Genomic DNA, 23186 nt, shown 5'->3' with positions numbered 1-23186 from the left:
CTTCGTCAATGCCTACAATTTTGGCCGGCGCCTGAAGACACTGAAGGGGCTCACAGCCTACGAGTTCATCTGCAAACGATGGACAATCGAACCGGAAAACTTCACCCTCAATCCAATCCACCAAATGCCGGGACTAAACACCTAGGCGGCAAGAAATAGGTCGAAAACGTATTTCTGAGTTGGGCTAGCTGTATATCAAAAAACCCTATTTGCTGACGCGATTAGAACGGCAGAGCTTCCTGCTTAGAGGGCGGCAATGCCAGTTCTGTAATTCGGAGAACGTCTACGCCTTTGCCGATGACGTAGGGGTCAAAACCGCCGTCATCCGTGCAGATCGCTCTAGCCCGGCACACTATTGCAGTTGCAGCGACCATTGCATCGTATTTCATCGCAACGCGCCAGCCAGGCGGCCGATCGGCGGCCTTCGATCTCTCGACAGCCGCGCGAATTAAATAGCCGGTCTCAATAGCAATTACGGGGGTGAAATCTTGAATAATGAACGCACGCTGTGAGCTAAGCGTTTGCACAATTTCCTCTGCTCGATCAATTCGTCCCGCGACTACTTCGGACAGGACGGGCGCGGGAATCATCACATCCTCTTTGGAGCGTGCGAGCTCATCAATGAAATGGGTAACACGATCATGCCCGCGATCCACCTGGGGCATTGCGTTCGGCTCGAACATCAGAACAAGGAAATTTGCATCGACAACAATCATGGGCGACGGAGGTCCTTGATCATTTCGATTGCGTTCGCGGCTGCACCCGTCGGGATAAGGTCGCGGACCCGGCGCAGCAAGTCGGGTAGCGGAGTATCGTCAAGCACTTCAAACGCGGTCGCTTCCAGGCGCTCCAGCAACCACTGTCCTTCGCTGGTGCGCTTCCATTTTCCCATGCCGGTTAAGCGCACGTATCGCTGGAAATGGGAGCCCAACGCCTGGGCGCGCTCAGCGCTGATCAGGATCTTGCCTGATATGCCTGCGTCATCATCGATGCCTACAGAAACAGCATCGCCGGTTCCTTCGAGGCGAATTAACCTCCCCTGGATTGCGGTCGGCTGACTTATCGGCCCCATCGGTCGCTCCGGCTTTGGCGCGCCCAGGAACATGATGACCTCGCCACCTGGCAAGGTCAGGGATGCTGTTGTCTTGTCGTCAGTTAGACGCTCATTGATCCTACGCCAGGCGCTCATTGCATCCGCCGGTCCTTCACCTCGAGCAACCGCTCTCAGGCGCGGCGAGACCAAAGGCTTTGCGTGCTCCTCGACGCGAGCGACGAGCACAGCGCTACCAGATCTGACGCCCTCAAAATGCACCTGATCCGGCGATCCGAGCAGTTTGGCAAAATCGGACAGGTATTCGGCGAGCCTCACCATCGGAATGGTGTCCCGGCTGAGATGCTCAATACGAAGAGGGTATTCGACTGTATCAATCATGGTCGGCCCCTCGATCTGGAAGCGGGTAGGGTATCACGATGCCCTAATCGGGCTAACGATTTGTTGCATGTCCCATCAGGCGTTGCCCGCCAAGTCGCGTTTGAAACGCTGTTCTGCTCGCTAAAATAAGCCGGGCTGGTTCGGCGCCAGGCCGGCCCGCGGCACCGGCACATCGACCGGGTCGGCGACGTCCGCCGCCTTGTAGGCCGAGCTGTTGATCTTGCTCGAAATCGGCCAGATTTCCATGAGTTCCGATGGGTAGGGAACCATCAGGTCATCGGGATCCGCTTCAATGCAGGCTATCCAGCGCTCGTAATTCTCAGCCGCGAGGATCACCGGCAGGCGGTCGTGGATGGTCGCCATGAGGCTGTTCGCCTCGCAGGTCACTACGGTGAAGGTATTGGTTTGCTGCCCGGTCGCGGGATCGGTCCACGTGTCATATAGGCCGGCGACGGCGAAGGGCTGACGGTCCTTCATGGCAATCGCGTAAGGCTGTTTCCATTGGACCTTTTTGAGCGGCTTGCCATCCTCGAGGATCTTCTGCCACTCATAGAATAGCTGGATCGGCAGGAGGCAGCGCTTGCGCCGATAGGGCAGCTTGAAAGCGCCATTGGTCTTGACGGTCTCTTTCCGGGCGTTCGACGGGTATTTCCAGCCGGAGGGATCTTTCAGCCAGGCCGGCAGCAAGCCCCATTTCATGGGCGTGTGCACGGTACGGCCGTGGCCGGGGTGCCGGCGGATGATCCAGAACCATTCGCCCGGCGCGCCATTGCGGTTCTCTTTGTAGGCCCGGGTCAACTCCTCCTCGGACGCGTCCATTTCCGAGCTGATGCCGGGCAAATCCGGGCCGTTCTGATGCACTCTGCCGCACATATTGCCCTCCGTCTCGATCGCTGGCGCGGCGCCGCCGGCAACCTATACAATGAGAACAAAAAAAGAACAAACCGCTGGACACGACCAGACCGCGGGCCTAGCCTTCCGCCTCCCTTGGAGGGGATAGAATGATAGGTCGATCGGTCGACAACAAGGCGGTAGGGCCGCCGCTGGACCTGGATGCCCGGGTCAATAAAGCGATTGCAGCCTGTGACGGCGACGCCAGGGCGGCCGTACGAGCCCTGATCATCCTGACGGATCATCTGCAGGCCGACCTGGCAGCTCAGACAGAGGCCGCCAGCCGCCTGGCCGAGGGCATCTCCCGAGGCTTCATGCGCGGCCGCTGGTGATGCGCCGAAACGAGCTCTATCCGCCAATGATCGACCGCGGCTGGCCCCACCAGATCCGCATCCCTCATGAAACCTGCGGAGGCAGAAACTATGACGTCGTCCATGGCTTCTGTCGCGACGAAGGCTTGAGCCTTTGCCCCCGGGGGCATTCGGTAAGCCGGAATACCGTGCATTACGTGGTCTTCTGCTTTGCCGATCTGGAGCATGCGGAACGCTTCAAGGCGCGCTTCGGTGGGGAATGGTTCAACCGAAAGGCCTGGAACGACGAGGAGCGGGCCGCCTGCATGGCGCGGAAAGGCCTGCACAAGGTGCGCGGCCGGTGGGTGCCGATATCGAAATCGGCCAATGGCTGATGGTATGAGGGAAGAATGAAAACAGTTCTGCGTATCGCCTTGTTCGCCATTTTCCTCGCCTCGCCAGCCCGCGCCGCGACCTATGAGCCAGTCGACGGCAGCCGTATCGTTGTTCTCGACGGGGATACTGTCGCGCTGCCCTGCAAGAAGCCGGGCCGGGGATGCGCGGAGCGGGTGAGGCTGCGAGACATCGATGCGCCTGAGGTCTCCACCCCGATTGCGCAGAGGGCCTGCAGCAGGGCCTTAAGGCCAAGGCCAGGCTGGTACAGCTGATCAGGGGTAAGGTGGTCTATGTGGAGCGGGATGGTCACAGCGACCTCTACGGGCGCACCCTTGGGGCGCTCCGTGTCGGCAGCCCCTCTGGGCTCAATGCCGGCATGCAGCTTGTCCGTGAAGATCTAGCCCGGCCTTGGAAGGCCGGGGCTGCAGCGCGGGAGGAGCGTCGGCTGTGGTGGTGCGGGCCGAATGCCAGTCCGGGGCAATTCTAGCCCTTGGCCAAGACTATTTCGATTTCGTATTTTGCCAGTAAAAAGTCACCTGAATAAGCGCGAAGGATCCAGGCTCCCTCGGTATCGAATGCTGCCCCCAATTGAATGATCCATTGCCTGTAGCCATCGCTAACGGCCTCAGCAGGAACCATTACCGAATGCCTTGCTACCTCAGTACCGTCGGGCCGATCCAACGAGACGAAAAATCCGACTGACTGCTGGTCTTCGAGTTTTTTCCATCTAGCAATGTATAGGATGGTCAAAACGGCCTCGATTGGTAGCTCGGGCATCAAGATACTGCGTGCGCTTCCTCCTAAAATGCAGAGGCGCCCGCCGTATTCCGTGATGATGTCTCCCGGCATGATAGTGGTAATTCTGAATTCGCCTTCGATATCGCCGGAGGTTATCTCGCGTACGCCATCAGGTAGCCCCGGGGGCTCGGCCGCAGCTCCGCCATCGATGGATATTTCGCCAATCGTTGTGCCGTCTTCTGCAATTGCAATTAGCTTGGTGCTGTCACCGGCTGATGGGTGTTGCCCCGGCAGCATTCCCGGCTCTCCGCCTTTTCCTATAACCACTTGGAAATGGTGAAAGCCTAGAGCCCGAAGTTTGGCCATATCCAACTGCGCGCCGTAATAGTTTCCCCCGTTGCCACCATCGCCACCTTGGCTATTTTCTCCAAATGCCGCCCCACCGGCACCGCCCGCACCAGGAGGGCTTTCCAACTTCTCCGAAACCTCGAAATCCGGCATGCCCGCCAGCGGAATGACGACACCTTCCGGCATGGCCTTAGCCGCGTCAGATTGGAGATTGCCGCCGGCCCCGCCATTGCCACCACGCGAGTTAGGCCCGAATGCCGGCCCGCCCGCTCCTCCCGCGCCGGGCGCGCGACCTCCTTCACTTCGAAGGACGATGGTGGAATTTTTGAGATTTATGCTCTGATCCACCGTCGAGGCTTGCAGCGTTTCCTTGGCCATATCGTCGGTGACTGCCCAACCTTGTCGTATCCTGTCATAAGCCGCCAGTTGTTCGGTCTTCCACTCGCGCAACAATTCGGCCGGATAGGCGGCGAGACTGTCCTTTTCGTCAATGGCGCTTGCGTGTTCCGGACACATGAGCAGCAGGTTCTCTGGCGCTCTGTTGGCCTTCGCTGATTGAGCCGCATCCCAGCGGGGGCCATGCTCGCTACGAGCATTAATATGACATATCCTGGAATTTAGAACTCTTGCGCCCGTGTTTTCATCCACACGATAGAGCGGGCGGTTGCAGCCTTTGAAGGCGCAGCAAAATGCATGAGCATAAAGCGACTTGATGGTGGAGATAGTCGGCGAGGGGTGTTCGATCGGCACGAGTGTTAACCAAGGCTCTGAGGGTGCGAGAATCAGTGTGACGGAGAAGGCTACCCCCGTGACGAAAAATATCTCGGCGCAGCAGCAACCTTAATCTCTTCACGGATTTGTGATCTGCCTTGGATTGCAGATTTGAGAGCGAAATCGTGCTTCCCCGGTGCTGCCCATAGGCGAGCCCGCAGGGCATTCCCTATGGGATGCCCTGTAACGTATTGAATTTTAAGAAGAAAATGGTGGGCGCGACAGGGATTGAACCTGTGACCCCTCCCGTGTGAAGGGAGTGCTCTCCCGCTGAGCTACGCGCCCCCGAAGGGAAGGCCTATTTGGATAAAGCCGGCTGCGCTGTCAAGCCGGTAATCGCATCGATCGCAGAAATCAGTTCATCGAAGTGAGAAATGACGCGTGTTGCCCCCAATTGGGTGGCAGGAATGTCGGTATAGCCGAAATCCACGCAGACCGAGGGCAGGCCGGCACGCAGCGCCGTATCGATGTCGGTCTTGCTGTCGCCCACCATGATGGCGTGGGCGGGATCACCGCCGGCAGCTTCGATCGAGAGAGTGAGATGGCGCGGATCGGGCTTGAACCAGGCAAAGGCGTCGCGCCCGCAAATCGCGCTGAAATAGGGGGCCAGCTTCAAGGCTTCGATCAGGCGCACCGAATGTTCGGTGACCTTGTTGGTGCACACGCCGAGCACCCAGCCTCGTGCCTTGAGCGTTTGCAAGGTTTCTTCGACACCGTCGAAGGCCACCGTCTCATCGGCCAGATGCTCGCCGTAATAGTCGAGGAAGTCGCCATAGAGCACATCCATGCGGGCGGGTTCGATGGTCTGGCCGCATTCGGCAAAACCGCGTTCCAGCAGGGCACGGGCACCGGCGCCCAAGAGGCTATGCGCTTTTTCGACCGGCAGGGCGGGCAGCCCTTCGCGGGCCAGGATGAAGTTCAGCGTTCCCATCAGATCGCGGGCACTGTCCACCAATGTTCCGTCGAGATCGAAGATCGCTGTCCGCGGCTGCATCATGCTGTTCTTTCCGGCTTGGTCTGGAAAATGCCATGTCTGGGTGGCAAGCGGAGATTCGAAAATTCACGATTCGAGATAGGACCCTATCGTCGATATGAATGTAACCGGCTTCGATCACGCCTGACTAGGGCGTGTGACACGACGCCCCAGGCATTCGGGACGATGTGCTCCGCCGAGGAAACGATGAGCCAGTCATCATGAAGAGTTCGCTAGGCCTTGCTGCCCTTCTTCTCACCGCCGGTCCCGCGCTTGCCGCCGACTATGTCTTCGTCGCGGCGCCGCAAAAGGACCTCAACCGGATCTACCGGGTCGACCGGCTGACCGGCGAGGTGGGAGCCTGCCAATATGGCGTCAAGGAGGACAACACCGGCGTCACCCTTTGTTTTCCGGCCGGTGAAGGGGCCGGCAAGCAGGAGCCCGGCGACTACACGCTGATCGCCTCCAGCCATGAGCGCGAGAGTTCGGTGTTCCGGGTGGAACAGCGCACCGGTACGATGAGCGTGTGCTATGTCTGGAAGGATCAGGTCATCTGCACGCCGCCGGGTAAATAGGCAAAGGCTGCAATCGGCGCATGGCCGGCTCACTTGGTAGAAGGGGTGGGGCCGATTTTCCTTGTGTCTAGCCCCTTGCTTCTCAAACTTAACTGATGCAATCGGCAGCAAAGCCGTTATAACCCCCACCCGATAACCCGAACAGCACAAGGTTGCCATGAACCCTGACGACATGAAGCGCGAAGCAGCCCGAGCCGCGCTCGCCCATGTCGAAAGTGGCATGCGGCTGGGCCTGGGCCATGGCTCGACGGCCAAGCATTTCGTCGACCTGCTGGGCGAGAAGGTACGCGACGGGCTTGATGTCATTTGTGTGCCGGCATCCGAATTCACCCACGATCAGGCCAAGAGCCTCGGCATTCCCCTGACCACGCTCGACGAGACGCCCGAACTCGATCTGGCCGTCGATGGGGCTGACGAGATCGGTCCGGCTCTCGGGCTGATCAAGGGCGGTGGCGGCGCGTTGCTGCGCGAGAAGATCGTCGCCGCGGCGGCGGCTTCGATGCTGGTGATCGCCGACGAATCCAAGGTCGTCCCGATGCTCGGGCGCTTTCCGCTGCCGGTCGAGGTCATTCCCTTCGGTTTCGGCGCAACCCGGGCGGCAGTCGAGCATATTGCCGCAAAACTTGAACTTTCCGGTGAATTGCGCCTGCGTCAGCAGTCCGATGGCCTTGTTTTCGTCACGGATGGCGGGCACCACATTCTTGATTGCCACTTTCAACAGATCCCCGATCCCGTTGCCTTGGCGGCGGGCCTGTCCACCATTCCCGGTGTCGTCGAACACGGACTGTTTCTCGGATATGCCAAGGGCGCTTACGTCGCCGGCTCTTCGGGAGTCCGCTTCATCGGGCCAGCCTGATTTGTGATGGGAGTTCCATGATGCTTCGTCAACGCCATGTTTGTGGGCAGGTCCGCGTCTTGGCCGCCGCCATGGTCGCCGGACTGCTTGCAAGCGCTGCTGTGCTGCCGGCTTCGGCGCAAAATGCCACGCCGGCGCCTACGGCCGAGGTGCCCACGGGCAATACCGCCCAGCCCACGCCCGAGCAATTGGCGACGGCCGTGCAGTTTCTGAAGGCTTCCGGCCTCACCGTCGGTTTCGACGACATCATTCCGCAATATTTGCAGCAGGCGACCGCCATCTATGCCGGCCAGCGTCCCGAGCTCAGCCAGATCATCAACGAGGCCGCGATCTCGCTGGTACCCGAATTCATGAAGAGGCGGGGCGAGCTCGATAACAGCCTCGCCAAGTTCTACACCACGCGTTTCAGCGAGGACGAGCTCAAGCAGCTGATCACTTTCTATGAGAGCCCGGTCGGCAAGAAGCTCGCTACCCAGCAGCAGGTCATCCTGCGCGACTCGATGCCGGTGGTGCAGGGCTGGACGCGCGATCTGCAGGACGGGGTGATGAAGCGGGTGCGCGAAGAGGTGGAGAAGAAGGGCGGCAAGCTCGGCCCGTCGCCGACCGACGCGCCCGGTGATGCGCCGGCCGCAGCCGATAAGCCCGCTGCACCGGCCCAATAAATCCGAATATCAGCATTGTCGGGAAGCGGGATTGATCACATCAGTCCCGCTTCTTACGTTCAGGCCTCCTTCGAACGCTCCGTAGGCCTTTACCAGCCGGCTGGGCACGAAGGGGGCGATTTGCCGGAATCGGCAAGAATCGCAAAGACGCTGTGGCCAATCCGCTGGTTTGGCTGGAAACGACGAGTTCGAGCAGGCGGTGTTCGGCGTGAACGCGCTTTGCTCCGGAAATCAGGCGGGTACCATGTCGCAATTCGACTTTGATCTGTTCGTGATCGGCGCCGGATCCGGCGGCGTGCGTGCGGCCCGTATCGCGGCCTCCCACGGTGCCAGGGTCGCTGTCGCCGAAGAGTTCAGGGTCGGCGGCACTTGCGTGATCCGCGGCTGCGTACCCAAGAAGCTCTATGTGCTGGCGAGCCGCTTCGCCGACGAGTTCCGCGAGGCGGCCGGCTTTGGCTGGACGGTACCCCAGGCCGAATTTTCCTGGCCCAAGCTCGTCGCCGCCAAGGAAGCCGAGATCACCCGGCTGGAGCGCGCTTATTCGGCCAATCTGGAAAAATCCTCGGTCGCGACCTTCCCGAGCCGCGCCAAGATCACCGGGCCGCATACCATCCAGCTCGATGGCGGACGCAGCTTCACCGCCGGCCGGGTCCTGATCGCGACTGGCGGAGCACCGGTCAAGCCGAACGTGCCGGGCGCGAATCTTGCCATCACCTCCAACGAAGTCTTCGACCTGCCGGCCCTGCCTGAGACGATGATCATCGTCGGTGGCGGCTACATCGCGGTCGAGTTCGCCTGCCTGCTGCAGCGTCTCGGCGTGAAGGTGACCCTGGTCTATCGCGGCGAGGCGATCCTGCGTGGCTTTGACGACGACGTCCGCCGGGTACTGACGGAGGCGATGGGCGCAGCCGGCATCGAGGTCCTGATCCGCACCGATCTCAAACGTATCGAGGCGGACAAGGCTGGCGGGCGGCGGGTTGTTCTCACCAACGGCCAGACGCGTCATGTCGGCGAGATCATGGTGGCGACCGGGCGCAGGCCCAATACCGCGGGGCTCGGTCTCGAAACGGTGGGGGTCGAGGTCAATACCGCCGGCGCCATCGCGGTCGACGACCAGTCGCGCACCACAGCGCCGGGAATCTGGGCGGTGGGTGACGTCACCAACCGCATCAATCTTACCCCCGTCGCCATTCGCGAAGGCCATGCCTTTGCCGATAGCGTCTTCGGCCATAAGCCCTGGCTCGCCGACCATCGCCTTGTGCCGACGGCCGTGTTCTCGACCCCGGAAATCGGTACTGTCGGGTTGAGCGAGGATGAGGCGCGTGCCAAATGCGGAGGCGGTGTCACCATCTTCCAGACCTCGTTCCGCTCCATGAAGGCCACCCTGTCGGGCAGCGGCGATCGCGTCTTCATGAAACTGGTGGTCGACAAGGTGACCGACAAAATTCTCGGCGTACATATCGTGGGCGAGGGGGCTGCCGAAATGGCCCAACTGCTGGCGATCAGTGTCAAGATGGGCGCGACAAAGGCTGATTTCGATGCCACCATGCCGCTGCATCCGAGCGCGGCCGAGGAATTGGTGACGCTGCGCACCCCCGTCCGCTAAGCTGGTCTTTACCAGAGCAAAGCGCATTTTGACGAAAACGCACTTTTGCTCTGGCTCTTTGTTTCGACGCGTCTTTGCGATTCGTGGCAACTCCGTTAAATCGCGTAAATCGCGAGAACGCTTTGCCCGGTTGCAGGTTGCCGGCCCTGCTCTGTGGCGGGACCTGACCCAAGGCCAGTCGCATACGGGCGGTAGGGCAGGCGGTTCGGGGAGGGCATGATGCGGGCTCCTTTGGCAATGTTCGGCGTGGTGACGGCCAGCATGATTCTGCTGGCGAACACGGCTTCGGCACTCAATCTCACCCCGCCCCATGGGCGGCATGTTTCCCCCTTGCGCGTTGTGCCCGCCCAACCCCAGGTGGAAGAGGCCATCACCGATTGCGATCGCCTGGCCACCAGTCCCGAAGACAGCCAGAAACTGGTAGATGGCGTCTCCATGGAGACGCTCGACGGCACATTGGCCCTGGCACGTTGCCAGGAGGCCGTCAGCCGCTATCCTGCTGTTGCGCGCTTTCAGTTCCAGCTCGGCCGGGCCCAGGAAAAGCTCGGCAACGACCAGGCTGCTCTCGATGCCTATCGCAAGGCGGCCGATCTCGGCAGCCTGATCGCCGCCTTCTCGGCGGGCGTGCGCGAGCGCGATGGCGTCGGCACTCCGAGCAATGACGCCGAGGCAAACCGCCTGTTCAAGCTGTGCGCCGACAAGGGCGATGCCGATTGCCTCAACTCCCTGGCCTATCAATATCAGGTCGGGCGCGGCGTGAAGGTGGATCCGGTTGAAGCCCTGGCACTTTACAAGAAAGCGGCGGAGGCGGGGCTGGCCACCGCCAATGTCAATCTGGGCTTTCTCTATCGGGACGGCGAGGGCGTCACGCAGGATTTCGCCGAGGCGGCCCGGCAGTTCCAGGCGGCGGCCGACAAGGGCGACCCGGCTGGCGCACGCAATCTCGCTTTGGCTTATCAGAGCGGGCAGGGCGTGCCGAAGGACGGCGCCAAGGCGGTGGCGCTGTTCCAGGCAGCCGCCGACCAGGGTGACGACGATGCTCTGGTGAAAATCGCCTATGCCTATCTTAGCGGCGACGGGGTACCCAAGGATGACGCCAAGTCGGTGACCTATTACCGGCTCGCCGCCGATCGCGGCAATACAGACGGCATGGCGGGCCTTGCCTTTGCCTATGCCAATGGCACGGGCATTCCGGCCGACGGCAAGGCGGCGGCGTTGTGGCTGATGCGGGCGCTCGCTGCCGGCAACGAATACAGCTTCAACCAGCTCACCGATCATTGGGGCGCCTGGAATCTGGATACCCGCATGGAGGTACAGTCGATCCTGGTCGATCGCGGCCTCTACAGCGGCACGACCAGGGGCACGCTCAATCGGGAGACCTTGAAAGCACTCAAGATCCTGGCGGGGCGGGAGAGTTGAGGGTAGGGCTTCCCGAGAAAAGCCGATCTCGACGCGGCTTGGTATCGGACACGCCCTGCGATTTGTCGGAAACTGCCGAAATTTGCTCGAAGATTTCGTAAATGGAACTGAAAACCGCGGCTTTACGCTGGTTTTCTATTTGCCGGGCGCGTATAGAACCGGCCTTCGCCGGAAAACGCCGGCCTCGTGAAAGTATCGTAGTCGTGCAGGGCGGCTATAGCCGGTTCGCCCTGAGAACAGGAAGTATACTCATGTCCGAGCGTTGGACACCGCAGAGCTGGCGTTCCAGGCCGATTCAGCAGTCGCCTGCCTATCCCGACGAAAAGGCTCTCAACGACGTCGAGGCCACGCTCGCCACCTTCCCGCCGCTCGTCTTTGCCGGCGAGGCCCGCAAGCTCAAGCGCCAGCTCGCCAAGGTTGCGGCCGGCGAGGCCTTCCTGCTCCAGGGGGGCGACTGTGCCGAGAGCTTCGCCGAGCACGGCGCCGACAACATCCGCGACTTCTTCCGCGTCTTCCTGCAGATGGCGGTGGTGCTCACCTTTGCCGGCTCCTCGCCAGTGGTGAAGGTCGGCCGCATCGCCGGCCAGTTCGCTAAGCCGCGCTCGGCGCCCACCGAAAAGGTCGGCGAGATCGAGCTGCCCGTTTATCGCGGCGACATCGTCAACGGCACCGAATTCACGGCCGAGGCCCGCATTCCAGATCCGCGCCGCCAGCTCGAAGCCTATCGCCAGTCGGCGGCGACGCTGAACCTGCTGCGTGCCTTCGCCACCGGCGGCTATGCCAATCTCGCCCATGTGCATCAATGGATGCTCGGCTTCGTCAAGGACTCGCCGCAGAGTTCGAAATATCAGGCGCTGGCCGAGCGCATCACCGAGACGCTCGACTTCATGCGCGCCTGCGGCATCGATCCGGAGCTTCATCCGGAGATGCGCATCACCGATTTCTATACCAGCCACGAGGCCTTGCTACTCGGCTATGAGCAGGCGATGACGCGCATCGATTCCACCTCGGGTGATCCCTACGCGACTTCGGGCCACTTCGTCTGGATCGGCGATCGCACGCGCCAGCTCGACCACGCGCACATCGAGTTCTTCCGTGGAGTCAAGAATCCGATCGGCCTGAAATGCGGCCCTTCGCTCAAGCCCGACGAACTGATCAAGCTGATCGACATCCTCAACCCCGAAAACGAGCCGGGCCGCCTGACCCTGATCGCGCGCTTCGGTCACGACAAGGTCGAGCAGCATCTGCCGGAGCTCATCCGCGCCGTGAAGCGCGAGGGCCGTTCGGTGGTGTGGTCCTGCGACCCCATGCATGGCAACACGGTGAAGGCGATGAACGGCTACAAGACCCGGCCGTTCGACCAGATCACCGGCGAGATCAAGAGCTTCTTTGCCGTGCACCAGGCCGAGGGCACCTATGCCGGCGGCCTGCATCTTGAGATGACCGGCAAGAACGTCACCGAATGCACCGGCGGCGCCCGCGCCGTGAGCGAGGCCGATCTCGCCGACCGCTACCACACCCATTGCGATCCGCGCCTCAATGCCGAACAGGCCATCGAGGTTGCCTTCATGGTGGCGGATCTCGTCAAGAAGGAACGCTCAGGCCAGGTGAAGCCGAGCATCATCGCGGCCGAGTAAGGCGAGGACGCCGGGCCTCTTCCCAGGCAGACATGTTTGCCTGGGATCCCAGAAAAGCGGCATCTTCAACGAGCGGTGATTCCGCGGATTTTCCTTCGACGCTGCATGTCGATGCGATCGATGCATCATAGGCGTGGGCCATGGTTGCCGTTCCCGAAGGCAACCATGGATCGCCATGCTCTCCCGACGCCATTTCCTGCTCAAGGCAGGTCTCGCAACGCCGTTCCTCTTCGGCGGCTACGCTTTTGGCGTCGAGCCTCAACGCCTAGTGGTTACCCGCTATCGGGTCGTGCCGGAGGGCTGGCCTGCCGGATCGATGCTCAGGATCGCCGTGCTGGCGGATATCCATGCCATCAATCCGTGGATGAGTTCCTCTCATATCGAGCGCATTGCGCGGGCGACCAACGCACTCGATCCGGACATCGTGCTGCTGGCCGGTGACTACGAGGCCAGCATGCCGCTCTTTGGCATCGGCTCCTATGTCTCTATGGAGGACTGCGCCAAGGCGCTCTCGCTGCTTCGAGCGCCTTTGGGCGTGCATGCCGTGCTCGGCAATCATGATCTGGGGCGGAGGGGCAGGGGCGGCGACAACGTTCGGCGCGCTTTCGCCGCTTTCGACATTCCCGTGCTGGAGAATGAGGCGGTCAGGTTGGAAAAGGGTGGCGTGGGCTTCTGGCTGCTCGGCCTGGGCGACCAATGGGGCGGAATCCATCTCAGGAGGCTCGACGATCTGCCGGGCACCCTGGCCCAAATAAGCGATGGCTCGCCGGCGATCCTGCTGGCCCATGAGCCGGACATCTTTGCCGAACTGCCGATGCTCGACCGCGGACGCCGTGTTGCCCTCACCATCTGCGGGCACACCCATGGCGGGCAGGTTCGCATCCCCTTCTATGGCCCGCGAAGCGTGCCGTCACGCTATGGCAGGCGCTTTGTCTACGGCCATATCGTCGAGGACGATCGTCATCTCGTCGTCTCCGGTGGCTTGGGCATGACCGGCCTGCCGGTACGCTTCGGCGTGCCGCCGGAGATCGTGATGATCACGCTGGGGGCAGGAGGTTCACCAGCAGCATAGCACTACGGTCGGAATCTTGATTTCCAGGCGATCTTCCTACGTCATTGCGAGCGAAGCGAAGCAATCCAGGGGTCGAGAAACATGGCAATCGCGGCTTCTGGATTGCTTCGCTACGCTCGCAACGACAGCCGAGTAACGAGTTTATGACTGTAGTCATAGGCCCGTACTTCGCTCGTCACACCCACGACGAATGCGCCTTCTTTCCATCGCTTCTGCATATCGCTGCTGCTGCAGCGCCACAAAGAGGCGTCAGTATGTGCCCGCTCGTTGAAATACGCCACGGTTCCGCATGCTCACCAGACGCAATTTCCTCCTCAAGGCCGGCCTCGCTACGCCTCTTTTGTTCGGCGGCTATGCCTTCGGCGTCGAGCCGCGGCGACTATTGGCGACGCAGTACCAGCCCGCGCCGCGCCAATGGAGGGGCGGCCCGACGCTGCGCATTGCCGTGCTCGCCGACATCCACGCCATCAATCCCTGGATGACGCCCGCCCATATCGAGCAGATAGCGTTGACGACCAACGCCCTGAAGCCCGACATTGTGCTGCTGGCAGGCGACTATGAGGCCGGCATGGGGCGCTTCGGTGTCGGTTCCTTCGTGCCGATGTCGGAGTGCGCCAGGGCGCTTTCCGTCCTTCGCGCGCCGCTCGGCGTGCATGCCGTGCTCGGCAATCACGATATCGGCTGGCATGACGGCGACAATGTCCGCCGTGCCTTCAAGGCCCATGGCATCCAGGTGATGGAGAATGCGGCGTTGCGCCTCACCAAGGATGGGCGGCCGTTCTGGCTGCTCGGCCTGGGTGACGGCAATTACGGCCTGGATGATCTGCCGGGCACTCTCGCCAAAATCGGCGACGACGCACCGGCGATCCTGCTGGCGCATGAACCGGATATCTTCGTCGATGTACCCGATCGTATCGCGCTGACGGTCTGCGGCCATACCCATGGCGGACAGGTGGTCCTGCCCGGTGTCGGGGTGCTTCATGTTCCCTCGCGCTTCGGCAAGCGATTTGCCTATGGCCATGTCATCGAGGAGGATCGCCACCTCATCGTCTCGGGGGGGCTCGGCATGACCGGCCTGCCGGTACGCTTCGGCGTGCCGCCCGAGATCGTGCTGATCACGCTAAAGCCTTTTGCGATTTGACGTTATCGGCAAGAATCGCAAAGACGCGTCGAAACAAAGAGCTAGAGCAAACAGGCGTTCGTGCGCGAACGCGCTTTGCTCTAGGGGCAGGGGCGGCGCCGGCAGTCTAATCTGTTTGCGCTCCCCGCAAAGTTGTGAAACACAACGAACTCGTCAGACAATTGGCACGGGTTCGGATTTGCAATGACTTACGACACCATCATCGTCGGCGGCGGCTCGTCGGGCTGCGTCACCGCCATGCGGCTCGTGCGCGATCTCGGCCAGCGCGTCTTGATGTTGGAAGCCGGCCCCGCGAGCATGAACCCGATCATGCATATGCCCGCCGGCTATATGAAATATCTTGCCAAGGACACCTATCTCACCATGCACAGGATGGAGCGCCAGCCCCAGCTCGATGGGCGCGCCACCATTGTGCCGCAGGGGCGGGTGCTCGGCGGCGGTTCCTCTGTCAACGCCATGGTCTATATGCGCGGCCAGCCTGGTGATTACGACAATTGGGCGGAGAACTATGGGGCGGAGGGCTGGCGCTATGCCGATATCCTCCCGCATTTCATCGCGATGGAGGGCAACGCCGACCTCGCCACGCCGGTGCACGGCACCACCGGTCCGCTCAAGGTCACCAGGCCGCTCTATACCTGCGAGATGACGAGGGCGTTCCTCGAAGCGCTGCCGTCATTGGGCGAACCGCTCAATCCCGACTTCAATTCCGGGCGCCAGCGCGGGGTGGGCCTCATGCAGGGCACCATGGATCCGGTGCGCAAGCGCCGCTGCTCGGCAGTGGACGCCTTTCTGCCGCTGGTGCGCGACGATGAACGCCTCACCATCGCCACGGAGGCGATCGTGACGCGCCTCGTTATCGAGGGTAACCGCTGCACCGGCGTGGACTATGTCGAGGGGGGGCAAACCCGCAGGGCGTCCGCCGCCACGGTAATTCTCGCCGCCGGGACCTACGTCACCCCCCAGCTCCTGATGCTGTCGGGCATCGGCCCGGCCGATCAGCTCCTGCGCCATGGCATCAAGCCGAAGGCGGACCTGCCGGGCGTGGGCGAGAATCTGCAGGATCACTGCGAGGTGCCGGTGATCGCCGCCTCCAACGGCCGCTATGGCTATTTCGGTCAGGACAAGGGCTGGAACATGATCCGCAATGGCCTGGACTATCTCTTACGCAAGCAGGGGCCGGTGACGACCACGGGGGTGGAGGCCTGCGTCTTCACCAATCCTGACGATGCCGAGGCTGACGCCTCCCTGAAGATCTATTGTGTGCCGACCGTCTATCTCGACCGCGACGTCACCGATGTCGCCGCCTGTGACGGCGTCACCTTCACCACCTGCCTGCTCAGGCCGAAATCGCGGGGAACGGTGAAGCTGCGCTCGGCGGATCCGCTCGAGCCACCGGTCGTCGACGGGGGCTTCCTGAAACATTCGGAGGATATCCGCCTGATGATAGCGGGCCTGCGTTTTGCCCGCACCTTCCTCACGGCCTCGCCGATCAAGGAGAAGATCTCCCACGAAATGCTGCCTGGAGCCGATAAGGTCTCCGACGCCGATCTGCACGCCCATTGCAAGCGCATGGTCAAGACCAATTATCATCCGGTCGGTACAGCGCGCATGGGCCGGGACGATGATCCGATGGCGGTCCTCGATTCCCAGTTGCGCGTGCGTGGCATCGAAGGCCTGCGCGTGTTCGATTGCTCGGTCATGCCAGAGATCGTCAGCGGCAATACCAATGCCCCGGTGATGGCCATCGCCCATCGTGCGGTGGAGTGGCTGAAGGCAGGCTGAGGCATTCCGCGAGAAGCGCCTATCGCCCATGTCACATAACTGAAATATTCCTGCACTACGGGCTTCATCATAGTCTGGGCTTATGCGTCCGGACGACGATCCAGCACCATGGACCAGCCCCCTCGCGCAAGGAGTATTCGCATGATCACGCCAGCGGATAGCAGAGCCAACCTCGAACGTATCCAGCAGGAGATCGCCGACGGCTATGACGAGGAACTGGAACTGGAGCTGGAGGAGGCGCGCCTGGATCGTATCCTGACAGGCGTGCCCGACGCAGAGGGCAGCGATACGCTCGATCGCAGGCTTTATTTCCGCGAGCTTTTTCGCATGCAGCACGAACTGGTGCGGCTGCAGGACTGGATTCAGCACCACAAATTGCGTGTGGTGGTGATCTTCGAAGGGCGCGATTCAGCCGGCAAGGGCGGCGTGATCAAGCGCATCACCCAACGCCTCAATCCACGCATCTGCCGTGTCGCGGCCTTGCCAGCGCCAAACGAGCGCGAGCGTACGCAATGGTATTTCCAGCGTTATGCCGCCCATCTGCCCGCCGGCGGCGAAATGGTGCTGTTCGACCGCAGCTGGTACAACCGGGCCGGCGTCGAGCATGTCATGGGCTTTTGCACCGATGCCGAATATGAGGAATTCTTCCGCTCGGTGCCCGAATTCGAGCGCATGCTGGTGCGCTCGGGCATCCTCGTGTTGAAATACTGGTTCTCGATCACCGACGAGGAGCAGGAGTTCCGCTTCAATATGCGCATCCAGGATCCGCTCAAGCAGTGGAAGCTGAGCCCGATGGATGTCGAATCCCGCCGGCGTTGGGAAGACTATACCCGGGCCAAGGAAGTGATGTTGGAGCGCACCCATATTCCGGAGGCACCTTGGTGGGTGGTCGAGGCTGTTGACAAGAAGCGCGCTCGCCTGAACTGCATCAGTCATCTGCTGACCCAGATTCCCTATGGCGAGGTGGAGCGTCCGCCTGTGAATTTGCCGGAACGCGAGCGGCATGAAGACTATGTGCGCCATCCCGTGCCGTTGGAAATGTATGTGCCGAAAGCCTTCTGAAGCGTCTTGCCCTGAATTCCGGCGATAATTGCAGGACATCGCCTGCCATCATGGCGCCTCGCTTCGCAGCCAGCCGAAGCGGGGCGCCATCCGCTTTTGGCATGATCTCATCATTTGAAGCGCGGCCGGTTTTGGCTTAGGCCTGTGAACCCGAACAGGTGCAAGGAGCCGTCCGATGTCGCTCGTCGATCATGTCAAATCCACCCTGGCTGATATTGCCAAGGATGGCTTGTGGAAGAGCGAGCGCGAGATCGCCGGCCCGCAGCGCGCCCGCATCGAGGTGGCTAATGAAGCCGGGCGTCGGCCGATGCTCAATCTATGCGCCAACAATTATCTGGGTCTGGCCGACAACCCCGAGATCATCGCCTCCGCCAAGCAGGCAATGGACGGCCATGGCTTCGGCATGGCCTCGGTGCGCTTCATCTGCGGCACGCAGACCCTGCATCGCGAGCTGGAGCGCGCCATCGCCCGCTATCTCAACAAGGATGATGCAATTCTCTTCGCCGCCTGCTTCGATGCCAATGGCGGGGTCTTCGAGCCGCTGCTCGGCGCCGAAGACGCCATCGTCTCCGACAGCCTGAACCATGCCTCGATCATCGATGGCGTGCGCCTGTGCAAGGCCAAGCGCTATCGCTTCGCCAATGGCGACATGAACGATCTCGAGGTGCAGCTGCAGGCGGCTCGGGCGGACAATGCCCGCCACATCGTCATCGCCACCGACGGCGTTTTCTCGATGGACGGCTATCTGGCCGACCTGAAGACCCTGACCGATCTTGCCGGGCGCTACGGGGCGAATGTGATGGTGGATGATTGCCATGCCACCGGCTTCATCGGTCCCGAGGGCCGCGGCACGCCCGCCCGAGCCGGAGTGGAGGACAAGGTCGACATCCTCACAGGCACGCTGGGCAAGGCGCTTGGTGGGGCCATGGGTGGCTATGTCGCCGCGAGCCAGCCGATCATCGATCTTTTGCGCCAGCGGGCACGGCCCTATCTGTTCTCCAATTCGCTGGCCCCGCCGGTCGCGGCCGGTTCGATGAAGGCGATCGAACTGGCGCAAGCAGGCGATGATCTGCGCGAAAGGCTGTTCGCCAACACCAGGCGTTTTCGCGCCGGGCTGGAGAAGGCCGGCTTCGAGCTCTTGCAGGGCGAGACGCCGATCATCCCGGTGATGCTGCATGATGCCCGCCGCGCCCAGGACATGGCCCGGGCGCTCGACGAGCGCGGCGTCTATGTCGCCGGTTTCTTCTTCCCGGTGGTGCCAAAGGGCAGGGCACGCATCCGCACCCAGATGTCGGCCGGGCTGACGGAGGCCGATATCGATTTTGCCATCGACGCCTTCACCGATGCCGGCAAGGCTTTGGGCGTGATCTGATGATACAACAGCAGATTGTGGCCACCTGGAATATTGAGGTCATCGATGAAGTTCATCTCCAGTCGGACCTTGGAGCGCAATCTTGCGAGGGCCAAACGAGCCGCGCGGCGTGAGCCTTTGATTGTCACTCATCGCGGTCGGCCTGCCTTTGTACTGACCGGCTACGATCGCCATCGCGGCCGAAATCCGATCCGTCCCACCATGTTCGACCTGTTGCATGACGAGTCGACCCCTGATTTCGATCTCTCACGCATTCGCGACGGCAGTCCTGATCAGAATATCGTGGACCTGCTTCGACAAGATGAGCCTGGAGCCGATTTCGATTTTAACCCGCCGCGTTTTCCGTTCTCAACTCCTGGCAAGCCTGAAGGCCTCCCAAGAAAGCCCTGACAGATGAAAGCCCTCGTCAAATCCAAACCCGAACCTGGCCTGTGGTTCTCGGACAATGAGCCGACGCCTGAACTCGGACCCAACGATGTCCTGGTGAAGGTGAAGAAGACCGGCATCTGCGGTACCGACATCCATATCTACAAATGGGATGCCTGGGCGCAGAAGACGGTGCCGGTGCCGATGATCGTCGGCCATGAATATGCCGGCGAGATCGTCGAGATCGGCTCGGCCGTGCACAGCCTCAAGGTCGGCGAGCGGGTGTCGGGCGAAGGCCATGTCATCGGCATGAAGAGCAGGGCGACGCGGGCAGGGCGCTTTCATCTCGATCCCGACACGCGGGGCATCGGCGTCAACATGCCCGGCGCCTTCGCCGAATATGTGAAGGTGCCAGCCTTCAACATCGTGCCGCTGCCCGAGGAAGTCGACGACGAACTCGGGGCTATTCTCGATCCGCTCGGCAATGCCGTGCATACCGCGCTTTCCTTCGATCTCGTCGGCGAGGACGTGCTGATCACCGGCGCCGGGCCGATCGGCATCATGGCGGGGGCCGTGGCCCGCCATGCCGGCGCGCGCCATGTGGTGATCACCGACATCAATCCCATCCGCCTCGACCTTGCCGCCAAGGTGGCCGACATCGTGCCGGTTAATGTCGCCAAGGAAGATCTGCGCGACGTGATGACCCGCCTGAGGATGAAGGAAGGCTTCGATGTCGGCCTGGAGATGAGTGGCGCGCCGGCAGCCTTCCAGCAGATGCTGGATGTCATGTTGATGGGCTCCAAGATCGCCATGCTGGGCATCCCCGCCACGCCCTTCGCCGTCGACTGGAACAAGATCGTCTTCAAGATGCTGACCATTAAGGGCATCTATGGCCGCGAAATGTTCGAGACCTGGCACAAGATGCTGGCCATGTTGCAGAGCGGGCTCAATATCCGTCCCGTGATCACCCATCGCCTGGCCGTCGCCGATTATCTCGAGGGCTTCGAGACGATGGCGCGCGGCGAATGCGGGAAGATCGTGCTCGACTGGGGAGCGTGATAGGCACCGAGCCGGCCGCTTGAGTGCCAGCGCTAACGATCCATGAGGTCCGTCCATCATGGATCATTGACACGTCCGGGCGCTAATTTATCATTCATCGTACCATTGTGGTGGAGGGGTTGCCGCTGCAATGACGAAAAATTGAGGTACGTAACTCATTAAATCGGGAGGCACTATGGGATTGTTTCAAAAACTGTGGCTGGCGAGCGCCTTGGCCGCCGGTATCCTCGCGACGCCGGCTTTCGCGCAGGATAAGGGGACTGTCGGCATCGCCATGCCGGACAAGACGGTCGAACGCTGGATCGACGACGGCAAGAATGTCGTCACCCAGCTCCAGGCCAAGGGATATGGCGCCGATCTGCAATATGCCAATGGCGATATTCCGGGGCAGCTCGCCCAGATCGAGAACATGCTGACCAAGGGCGACAAGGTGCTGGTGATCGCGGCGATCGACGGCACCACGCTGGCCGATGCTCTCAAGGCCGCCGCCGCCAAGGGCGTGAAGGTCATCGCCTATGACCGCCTGATCCGCAATTCGGAGAATGTCGACTATTACGCCACCTTCGACAATTTCCAGGTCGGCGTATTGCAAGCCCAGTCGCTGGAGACCGCTCTCGGCCTCAAGGACGGCAAGGGCCCTTTCAACATCGAGCTGTTCGGCGGTTCGCCGGACGACAACAATGCCTTCTTCTTCTATAACGGCGCGCTGTCAGTGCTGCAGCCTTACATCGACAGTGGCAAGCTGGCGGTGCAGTCCAAGCAGATGGGCATGGACAAGGTCGGCACGCTGAACTGGGACGGTTCGCTTGCCCAGTCGCGCATGGATAATCTCCTCTCGGCCTTCTACACCGACAAGAAGGTCGATGCGGTGCTCTCGCCCAACGACACCCTGGCCCACGGCATCGTCGCTTCGCTGAAGGCGGCCGGCTACGGCTCGGGTGACAAGCCGATCCCCTTCATCTCAGGCCAGGACGCCGAAGTCGCTTCCGTCAAGGCGATCATCGCCGGTGACCAATATTCCACCATCTTCAAGGACACCCGCGAATTGGCCAAGGTGTCGGTCGGCATGGTCGATGCCGTACTCTCCGGCGGCAAGCCCGAGATCAACGACACCAAGAGCTACGACAACGGCAAGAAGGTGGTGCCGACCTATCTGCTCAAGCCCGTGCTGGTCACCAAGGACAATTGGAAGCAGGTGCTGGTGGACAGCGGTTATTACAAGGAAGATCAGTTGAAATAACGGTTCTGCGTCCTGGGCGGTAACCTGAGACCGCAACGCCGCCCGTTCGCATGACGGATTGACATGCGATGACCAGAGGCGCCACTGCCCTTCTTGTGGGGCGGTGGCGCAACATCTGTTTGCTAATTGTAATACCAATTGACAAGCATCGGAAAGCTTTTATGAATTCTGAGCTTGGCTGGGAAGAAACACCCTCAGGCGGCATGGTTCTGCGCGCATTCGGCCATGCTCCGAGGGTGAGAAGAGATGCCATTGGGATCGCTTCGATTCTCGACGTCGGCTGAGGGGCTATTTCCAGACCCGGTCCGTCCTGGATCGGGAAAACGTCAACTTGGGAGAGAGACGTGAAACTGTTCAAATCCTTGCTTTTGGCTGCCGCCTTCGGCGCGATGACCGTCGCATCGCCGGCCCTTGCCCAGGATAAGGGGCCTGTCGGCATCGCCATGCCGACCAAGACTTCCGAGCGCTGGATCGACGATGGCAACAATGTCGTCAAGCAGCTCCAGGCCAAGGGCTACGCCACCGATCTGCAATATGCCGACGACGACATCCCCAATCAGCTTGCCCAGATCGAGAACATGCTGACCAAGGGCGACAAGGTGTTGGTGATCGCTTCGATCGACGGCACCACGCTCGCCGACGTGCTCAAGGAAGCGGCAGCCAAGGGCGTGAAGGTCATCGCCTATGACCGCCTGATCCGCAATTCGGAGAATGTCGACTATTACGCCACCTTCGACAATTTCCAGGTCGGCGTGCTGCAGGCCCAGTCGCTGGAGAGCGGCCTCGGCCTGAAGGACGGCAAGGGCCCGTTCAACGTCGAGCTGTTCGGCGGTTCGCCGGACGACAACAACGCCTTCTTCTTCTACAACGGCGCCATCTCGGTGCTGCAGCCCTACATCGACAGCGGCAAGCTGGTGGTGCAGTCCAAGCAGACGGGCATGGACAAGGTCGGCACGCTGCGTTGGGATGGTTCGCTCGCCCAGTCGCGCATGGACAATCTTCTCTCCGCCTTCTACACCGACAAGAAGGTCGATGCGGTGCTGTCTCCCTATGATGGCCTGTCGCGCGGCATCATCGCCTCGCTGAAGGCGGCCGGCTACGGCTCGGGCGACAAGCCCATGCCCTTCATCTCGGGCCAGGACGCGGAAGTCGCCTCCGTCAAGGCGATCATCGCCGGCGACCAGTACTCGACGATCTACAAGGACACCCGCCAGCTCGCCAAGGTGACGGTCGACATGGTCGATGCTGTGGCCTCCGGTTCCAAGCCCGAGACCAACGACACCAAGAGCTATGACAACGGCAAGAAGGTCGTGCCGACCTATCTGCTCAAGCCCGTGCTGGTCACCAAGGACAATTGGAAGCAGGTCCTGGTCGATGGCGGTTACTACAAGGAAGACCAGCTGAAATAAGTGGTCGCTCCCGAACCATGTTAGGGTATCGGGCGGCAGGAGCATCATTCGATCATCCTGGATCGAATGATGCCCGGGCTCCCACGAAC

At 61.3% G+C, this 23186-nt stretch carries 23 protein-coding genes, 1 tRNA gene and 1 pseudogene; 19 read left to right on the top strand and 6 right to left on the bottom strand.

Annotated elements, in window-relative coordinates; translation table 11 throughout:
* A pseudogene (locus tag AB4037_RS17825) lies at positions 1–145 on the top strand (IS481 family transposase); the annotation flags it as partial.
* Between the two features lie 76 nt (positions 146–221).
* Here the strand turns inward: AB4037_RS17825 and AB4037_RS17820 are convergent.
* The 3 genes from AB4037_RS17820 to AB4037_RS17810 all read right to left on the bottom strand — a co-directional run bounded on the left by AB4037_RS17820 (position 222) and on the right by AB4037_RS17810 (position 2293).
* Entirely contained in the window at positions 222–716 is a 495-nt protein-coding gene (locus AB4037_RS17820) for a type II toxin-antitoxin system VapC family toxin (RefSeq protein WP_441772414.1), read from the bottom strand.
* Complete coding sequence (locus tag AB4037_RS17815) at positions 713–1432, bottom strand: hypothetical protein (protein ID WP_441772413.1); 720 nt, start codon at positions 1430–1432, stop codon at positions 713–715. Before AB4037_RS17815 ends, AB4037_RS17820 begins: the two co-directional genes overlap by 4 nt.
* A gap of 120 nt (positions 1433–1552) precedes the next feature.
* Positions 1553–2293 carry an SOS response-associated peptidase gene (locus AB4037_RS17810; protein WP_441772412.1) on the bottom strand — a complete coding sequence of 247 codons (741 nt, stop codon included), beginning with the start codon at positions 2291–2293 and terminating at the stop codon, positions 1553–1555.
* A gap of 140 nt (positions 2294–2433) precedes the next feature.
* On the opposite strand from AB4037_RS17810, the gene AB4037_RS17805 reads away from it, so the two are divergent.
* The 3 genes from AB4037_RS17805 (at position 2434) to AB4037_RS17795 (ending at position 3281) form a co-directional block, all read left to right on the top strand.
* Entirely contained in the window at positions 2434–2655 is a 222-nt protein-coding gene (locus tag AB4037_RS17805) for a hypothetical protein (RefSeq protein ID WP_441772411.1), read from the top strand.
* Between the two features lie 167 nt (positions 2656–2822).
* Complete coding sequence (locus AB4037_RS17800; RefSeq protein WP_441772410.1) at positions 2823–3008, top strand: hypothetical protein; 186 nt, start codon at positions 2823–2825, stop codon at positions 3006–3008.
* 15 nt (positions 3009–3023) lie between these two features.
* A complete protein-coding gene (locus AB4037_RS17795) occupies positions 3024–3281 on the top strand; it encodes a hypothetical protein (RefSeq protein ID WP_441772409.1) in 258 nt (85 codons plus the stop codon).
* A 211-nt stretch (positions 3282–3492) separates the two neighbouring features.
* Here the strand turns inward: AB4037_RS17795 and AB4037_RS17790 are convergent, their stop codons facing one another.
* The 3 genes from AB4037_RS17790 to AB4037_RS17780 form a co-directional block, all read right to left on the bottom strand.
* Positions 3493–4845 (bottom strand): hypothetical protein, encoded by a 1353-nt coding sequence (locus AB4037_RS17790; protein WP_441772408.1) that lies wholly within the window; start codon positions 4843–4845, stop codon positions 3493–3495.
* 231 nt (positions 4846–5076) lie between these two features.
* Positions 5077–5151 (bottom strand) — tRNA-Val (locus AB4037_RS17785).
* Positions 5152–5164: 13 nt separating this feature from the next.
* The gene (locus tag AB4037_RS17780) at positions 5165–5863 is read right to left on the bottom strand and encodes an HAD family hydrolase (protein WP_441772407.1); all 699 of its coding nucleotides are present in this window, start codon (positions 5861–5863) and stop codon (positions 5165–5167) included.
* A 197-nt stretch (positions 5864–6060) separates the two neighbouring features.
* On the opposite strand from AB4037_RS17780, the gene AB4037_RS17775 reads away from it, so the two are divergent.
* From AB4037_RS17775 to chvE (AB4037_RS17705), 15 genes are all read left to right on the top strand, one after another.
* Entirely contained in the window at positions 6061–6414 is a 354-nt protein-coding gene (locus tag AB4037_RS17775) for a hypothetical protein (protein WP_434957180.1), read from the top strand.
* 157 nt (positions 6415–6571) lie between these two features.
* Positions 6572–7270, top strand: coding sequence for a ribose-5-phosphate isomerase RpiA (gene rpiA / locus AB4037_RS17770; RefSeq protein ID WP_441772406.1), 699 nt, complete (start codon positions 6572–6574; stop codon positions 7268–7270).
* Positions 7271–7287: 17 nt separating this feature from the next.
* On the top strand, positions 7288–7932 hold the full coding sequence (locus tag AB4037_RS17765) for a DUF2059 domain-containing protein (RefSeq protein ID WP_434957178.1): 645 nt from the start codon (positions 7288–7290) through the stop codon (positions 7930–7932).
* A gap of 244 nt (positions 7933–8176) precedes the next feature.
* Complete coding sequence (gor, locus tag AB4037_RS17760; RefSeq protein WP_441772405.1) at positions 8177–9538, top strand: glutathione-disulfide reductase; 1362 nt, start codon at positions 8177–8179, stop codon at positions 9536–9538.
* Between the two features lie 219 nt (positions 9539–9757).
* Complete coding sequence (locus AB4037_RS17755) at positions 9758–10957, top strand: tetratricopeptide repeat protein (protein WP_441772404.1); 1200 nt, start codon at positions 9758–9760, stop codon at positions 10955–10957.
* A 251-nt stretch (positions 10958–11208) separates the two neighbouring features.
* A complete protein-coding gene (locus AB4037_RS17750) occupies positions 11209–12594 on the top strand; it encodes a class II 3-deoxy-7-phosphoheptulonate synthase (RefSeq protein WP_434957175.1) in 1386 nt (461 codons plus the stop codon).
* A 175-nt stretch (positions 12595–12769) separates the two neighbouring features.
* The gene (locus AB4037_RS17745) at positions 12770–13666 is read left to right on the top strand and encodes a metallophosphoesterase (protein WP_441772403.1); all 897 of its coding nucleotides are present in this window, start codon (positions 12770–12772) and stop codon (positions 13664–13666) included.
* 289 nt (positions 13667–13955) lie between these two features.
* Positions 13956–14807 carry a metallophosphoesterase gene (locus AB4037_RS17740; protein WP_441772402.1) on the top strand — a complete coding sequence of 284 codons (852 nt, stop codon included), beginning with the start codon at positions 13956–13958 and terminating at the stop codon, positions 14805–14807.
* Between the two features lie 183 nt (positions 14808–14990).
* Positions 14991–16589: a GMC family oxidoreductase gene (locus AB4037_RS17735; protein WP_441772401.1), complete on the top strand. Its 1599-nt coding sequence runs from the start codon at positions 14991–14993 to the stop codon at positions 16587–16589.
* Positions 16590–16730: 141 nt separating this feature from the next.
* Entirely contained in the window at positions 16731–17651 is a 921-nt protein-coding gene (gene ppk2 / locus AB4037_RS17730; protein WP_441772400.1) for a polyphosphate kinase 2, read from the top strand.
* A gap of 175 nt (positions 17652–17826) precedes the next feature.
* Positions 17827–19023 (top strand): glycine C-acetyltransferase, encoded by a 1197-nt coding sequence (locus AB4037_RS17725; RefSeq protein WP_441772399.1) that lies wholly within the window; start codon positions 17827–17829, stop codon positions 19021–19023.
* 45 nt (positions 19024–19068) lie between these two features.
* Positions 19069–19413 (top strand): type II toxin-antitoxin system prevent-host-death family antitoxin, encoded by a 345-nt coding sequence (locus AB4037_RS17720; protein ID WP_441772398.1) that lies wholly within the window; start codon positions 19069–19071, stop codon positions 19411–19413.
* Between the two features lie 3 nt (positions 19414–19416).
* Positions 19417–20448, top strand: coding sequence for an L-threonine 3-dehydrogenase (tdh, locus tag AB4037_RS17715; RefSeq protein ID WP_434957168.1), 1032 nt, complete (start codon positions 19417–19419; stop codon positions 20446–20448).
* A 175-nt stretch (positions 20449–20623) separates the two neighbouring features.
* Entirely contained in the window at positions 20624–21688 is a 1065-nt protein-coding gene (chvE, locus tag AB4037_RS17710) for a multiple monosaccharide ABC transporter substrate-binding protein (protein WP_434957167.1), read from the top strand.
* A gap of 389 nt (positions 21689–22077) precedes the next feature.
* The gene (chvE, locus tag AB4037_RS17705; RefSeq protein ID WP_210250091.1) at positions 22078–23097 is read left to right on the top strand and encodes a multiple monosaccharide ABC transporter substrate-binding protein; all 1020 of its coding nucleotides are present in this window, start codon (positions 22078–22080) and stop codon (positions 23095–23097) included.
* The last annotated feature ends 89 nt before the right edge of the window (positions 23098–23186 follow it).

This window comes from Labrys sp. KB_33_2 (genome assembly GCF_052114505.1).
GTDB lineage: Bacteria > Pseudomonadota > Alphaproteobacteria > Rhizobiales > Labraceae > Labrys.
The sequence above is the reverse complement of the archived record's forward strand: the minus strand, read 5'-3'. Positions and strand labels throughout refer to the sequence as shown.

Excerpts from the sequence above, each read along its gene's own strand:
- AB4037_RS17820 (WP_441772414.1), bottom strand. The coding sequence starts at position 716 with ATGATTGTTGTCGATGCAAATTTCCTTGTTCTGATGTTCGAGCCGAAC.
- AB4037_RS17815 (WP_441772413.1), bottom strand. The coding sequence starts at position 1,432 with ATGATTGATACAGTCGAATACCCTCTTCGTATTGAGCATCTCAGCCGG.
- AB4037_RS17805 (WP_441772411.1), top strand. The coding sequence starts at position 2,434 with ATGATAGGTCGATCGGTCGACAACAAGGCGGTAGGGCCGCCGCTGGAC.
- AB4037_RS17795 (WP_441772409.1), top strand. The coding sequence starts at position 3,024 with ATGAAAACAGTTCTGCGTATCGCCTTGTTCGCCATTTTCCTCGCCTCG.
- AB4037_RS17780 (WP_441772407.1), bottom strand. The coding sequence starts at position 5,863 with ATGATGCAGCCGCGGACAGCGATCTTCGATCTCGACGGAACATTGGTG.
- AB4037_RS17775 (WP_434957180.1), top strand. The coding sequence starts at position 6,061 with ATGAAGAGTTCGCTAGGCCTTGCTGCCCTTCTTCTCACCGCCGGTCCC.
- rpiA (WP_441772406.1), top strand. The coding sequence starts at position 6,572 with ATGAACCCTGACGACATGAAGCGCGAAGCAGCCCGAGCCGCGCTCGCC.
- AB4037_RS17765 (WP_434957178.1), top strand. The coding sequence starts at position 7,288 with ATGATGCTTCGTCAACGCCATGTTTGTGGGCAGGTCCGCGTCTTGGCC.
- gor (WP_441772405.1), top strand. The coding sequence starts at position 8,177 with ATGTCGCAATTCGACTTTGATCTGTTCGTGATCGGCGCCGGATCCGGC.
- AB4037_RS17755 (WP_441772404.1), top strand. The coding sequence starts at position 9,758 with ATGCGGGCTCCTTTGGCAATGTTCGGCGTGGTGACGGCCAGCATGATT.
- AB4037_RS17750 (WP_434957175.1), top strand. The coding sequence starts at position 11,209 with ATGTCCGAGCGTTGGACACCGCAGAGCTGGCGTTCCAGGCCGATTCAG.
- AB4037_RS17745 (WP_441772403.1), top strand. The coding sequence starts at position 12,770 with ATGCTCTCCCGACGCCATTTCCTGCTCAAGGCAGGTCTCGCAACGCCG.
- AB4037_RS17740 (WP_441772402.1), top strand. The coding sequence starts at position 13,956 with ATGCTCACCAGACGCAATTTCCTCCTCAAGGCCGGCCTCGCTACGCCT.
- AB4037_RS17735 (WP_441772401.1), top strand. The coding sequence starts at position 14,991 with ATGACTTACGACACCATCATCGTCGGCGGCGGCTCGTCGGGCTGCGTC.
- ppk2 (WP_441772400.1), top strand. The coding sequence starts at position 16,731 with ATGATCACGCCAGCGGATAGCAGAGCCAACCTCGAACGTATCCAGCAG.
- AB4037_RS17725 (WP_441772399.1), top strand. The coding sequence starts at position 17,827 with ATGTCGCTCGTCGATCATGTCAAATCCACCCTGGCTGATATTGCCAAG.
- AB4037_RS17720 (WP_441772398.1), top strand. The coding sequence starts at position 19,069 with ATGAAGTTCATCTCCAGTCGGACCTTGGAGCGCAATCTTGCGAGGGCC.
- tdh (WP_434957168.1), top strand. The coding sequence starts at position 19,417 with ATGAAAGCCCTCGTCAAATCCAAACCCGAACCTGGCCTGTGGTTCTCG.
- chvE (WP_434957167.1), top strand. The coding sequence starts at position 20,624 with ATGGGATTGTTTCAAAAACTGTGGCTGGCGAGCGCCTTGGCCGCCGGT.
- chvE (WP_210250091.1), top strand. The coding sequence starts at position 22,078 with ATGACCGTCGCATCGCCGGCCCTTGCCCAGGATAAGGGGCCTGTCGGC.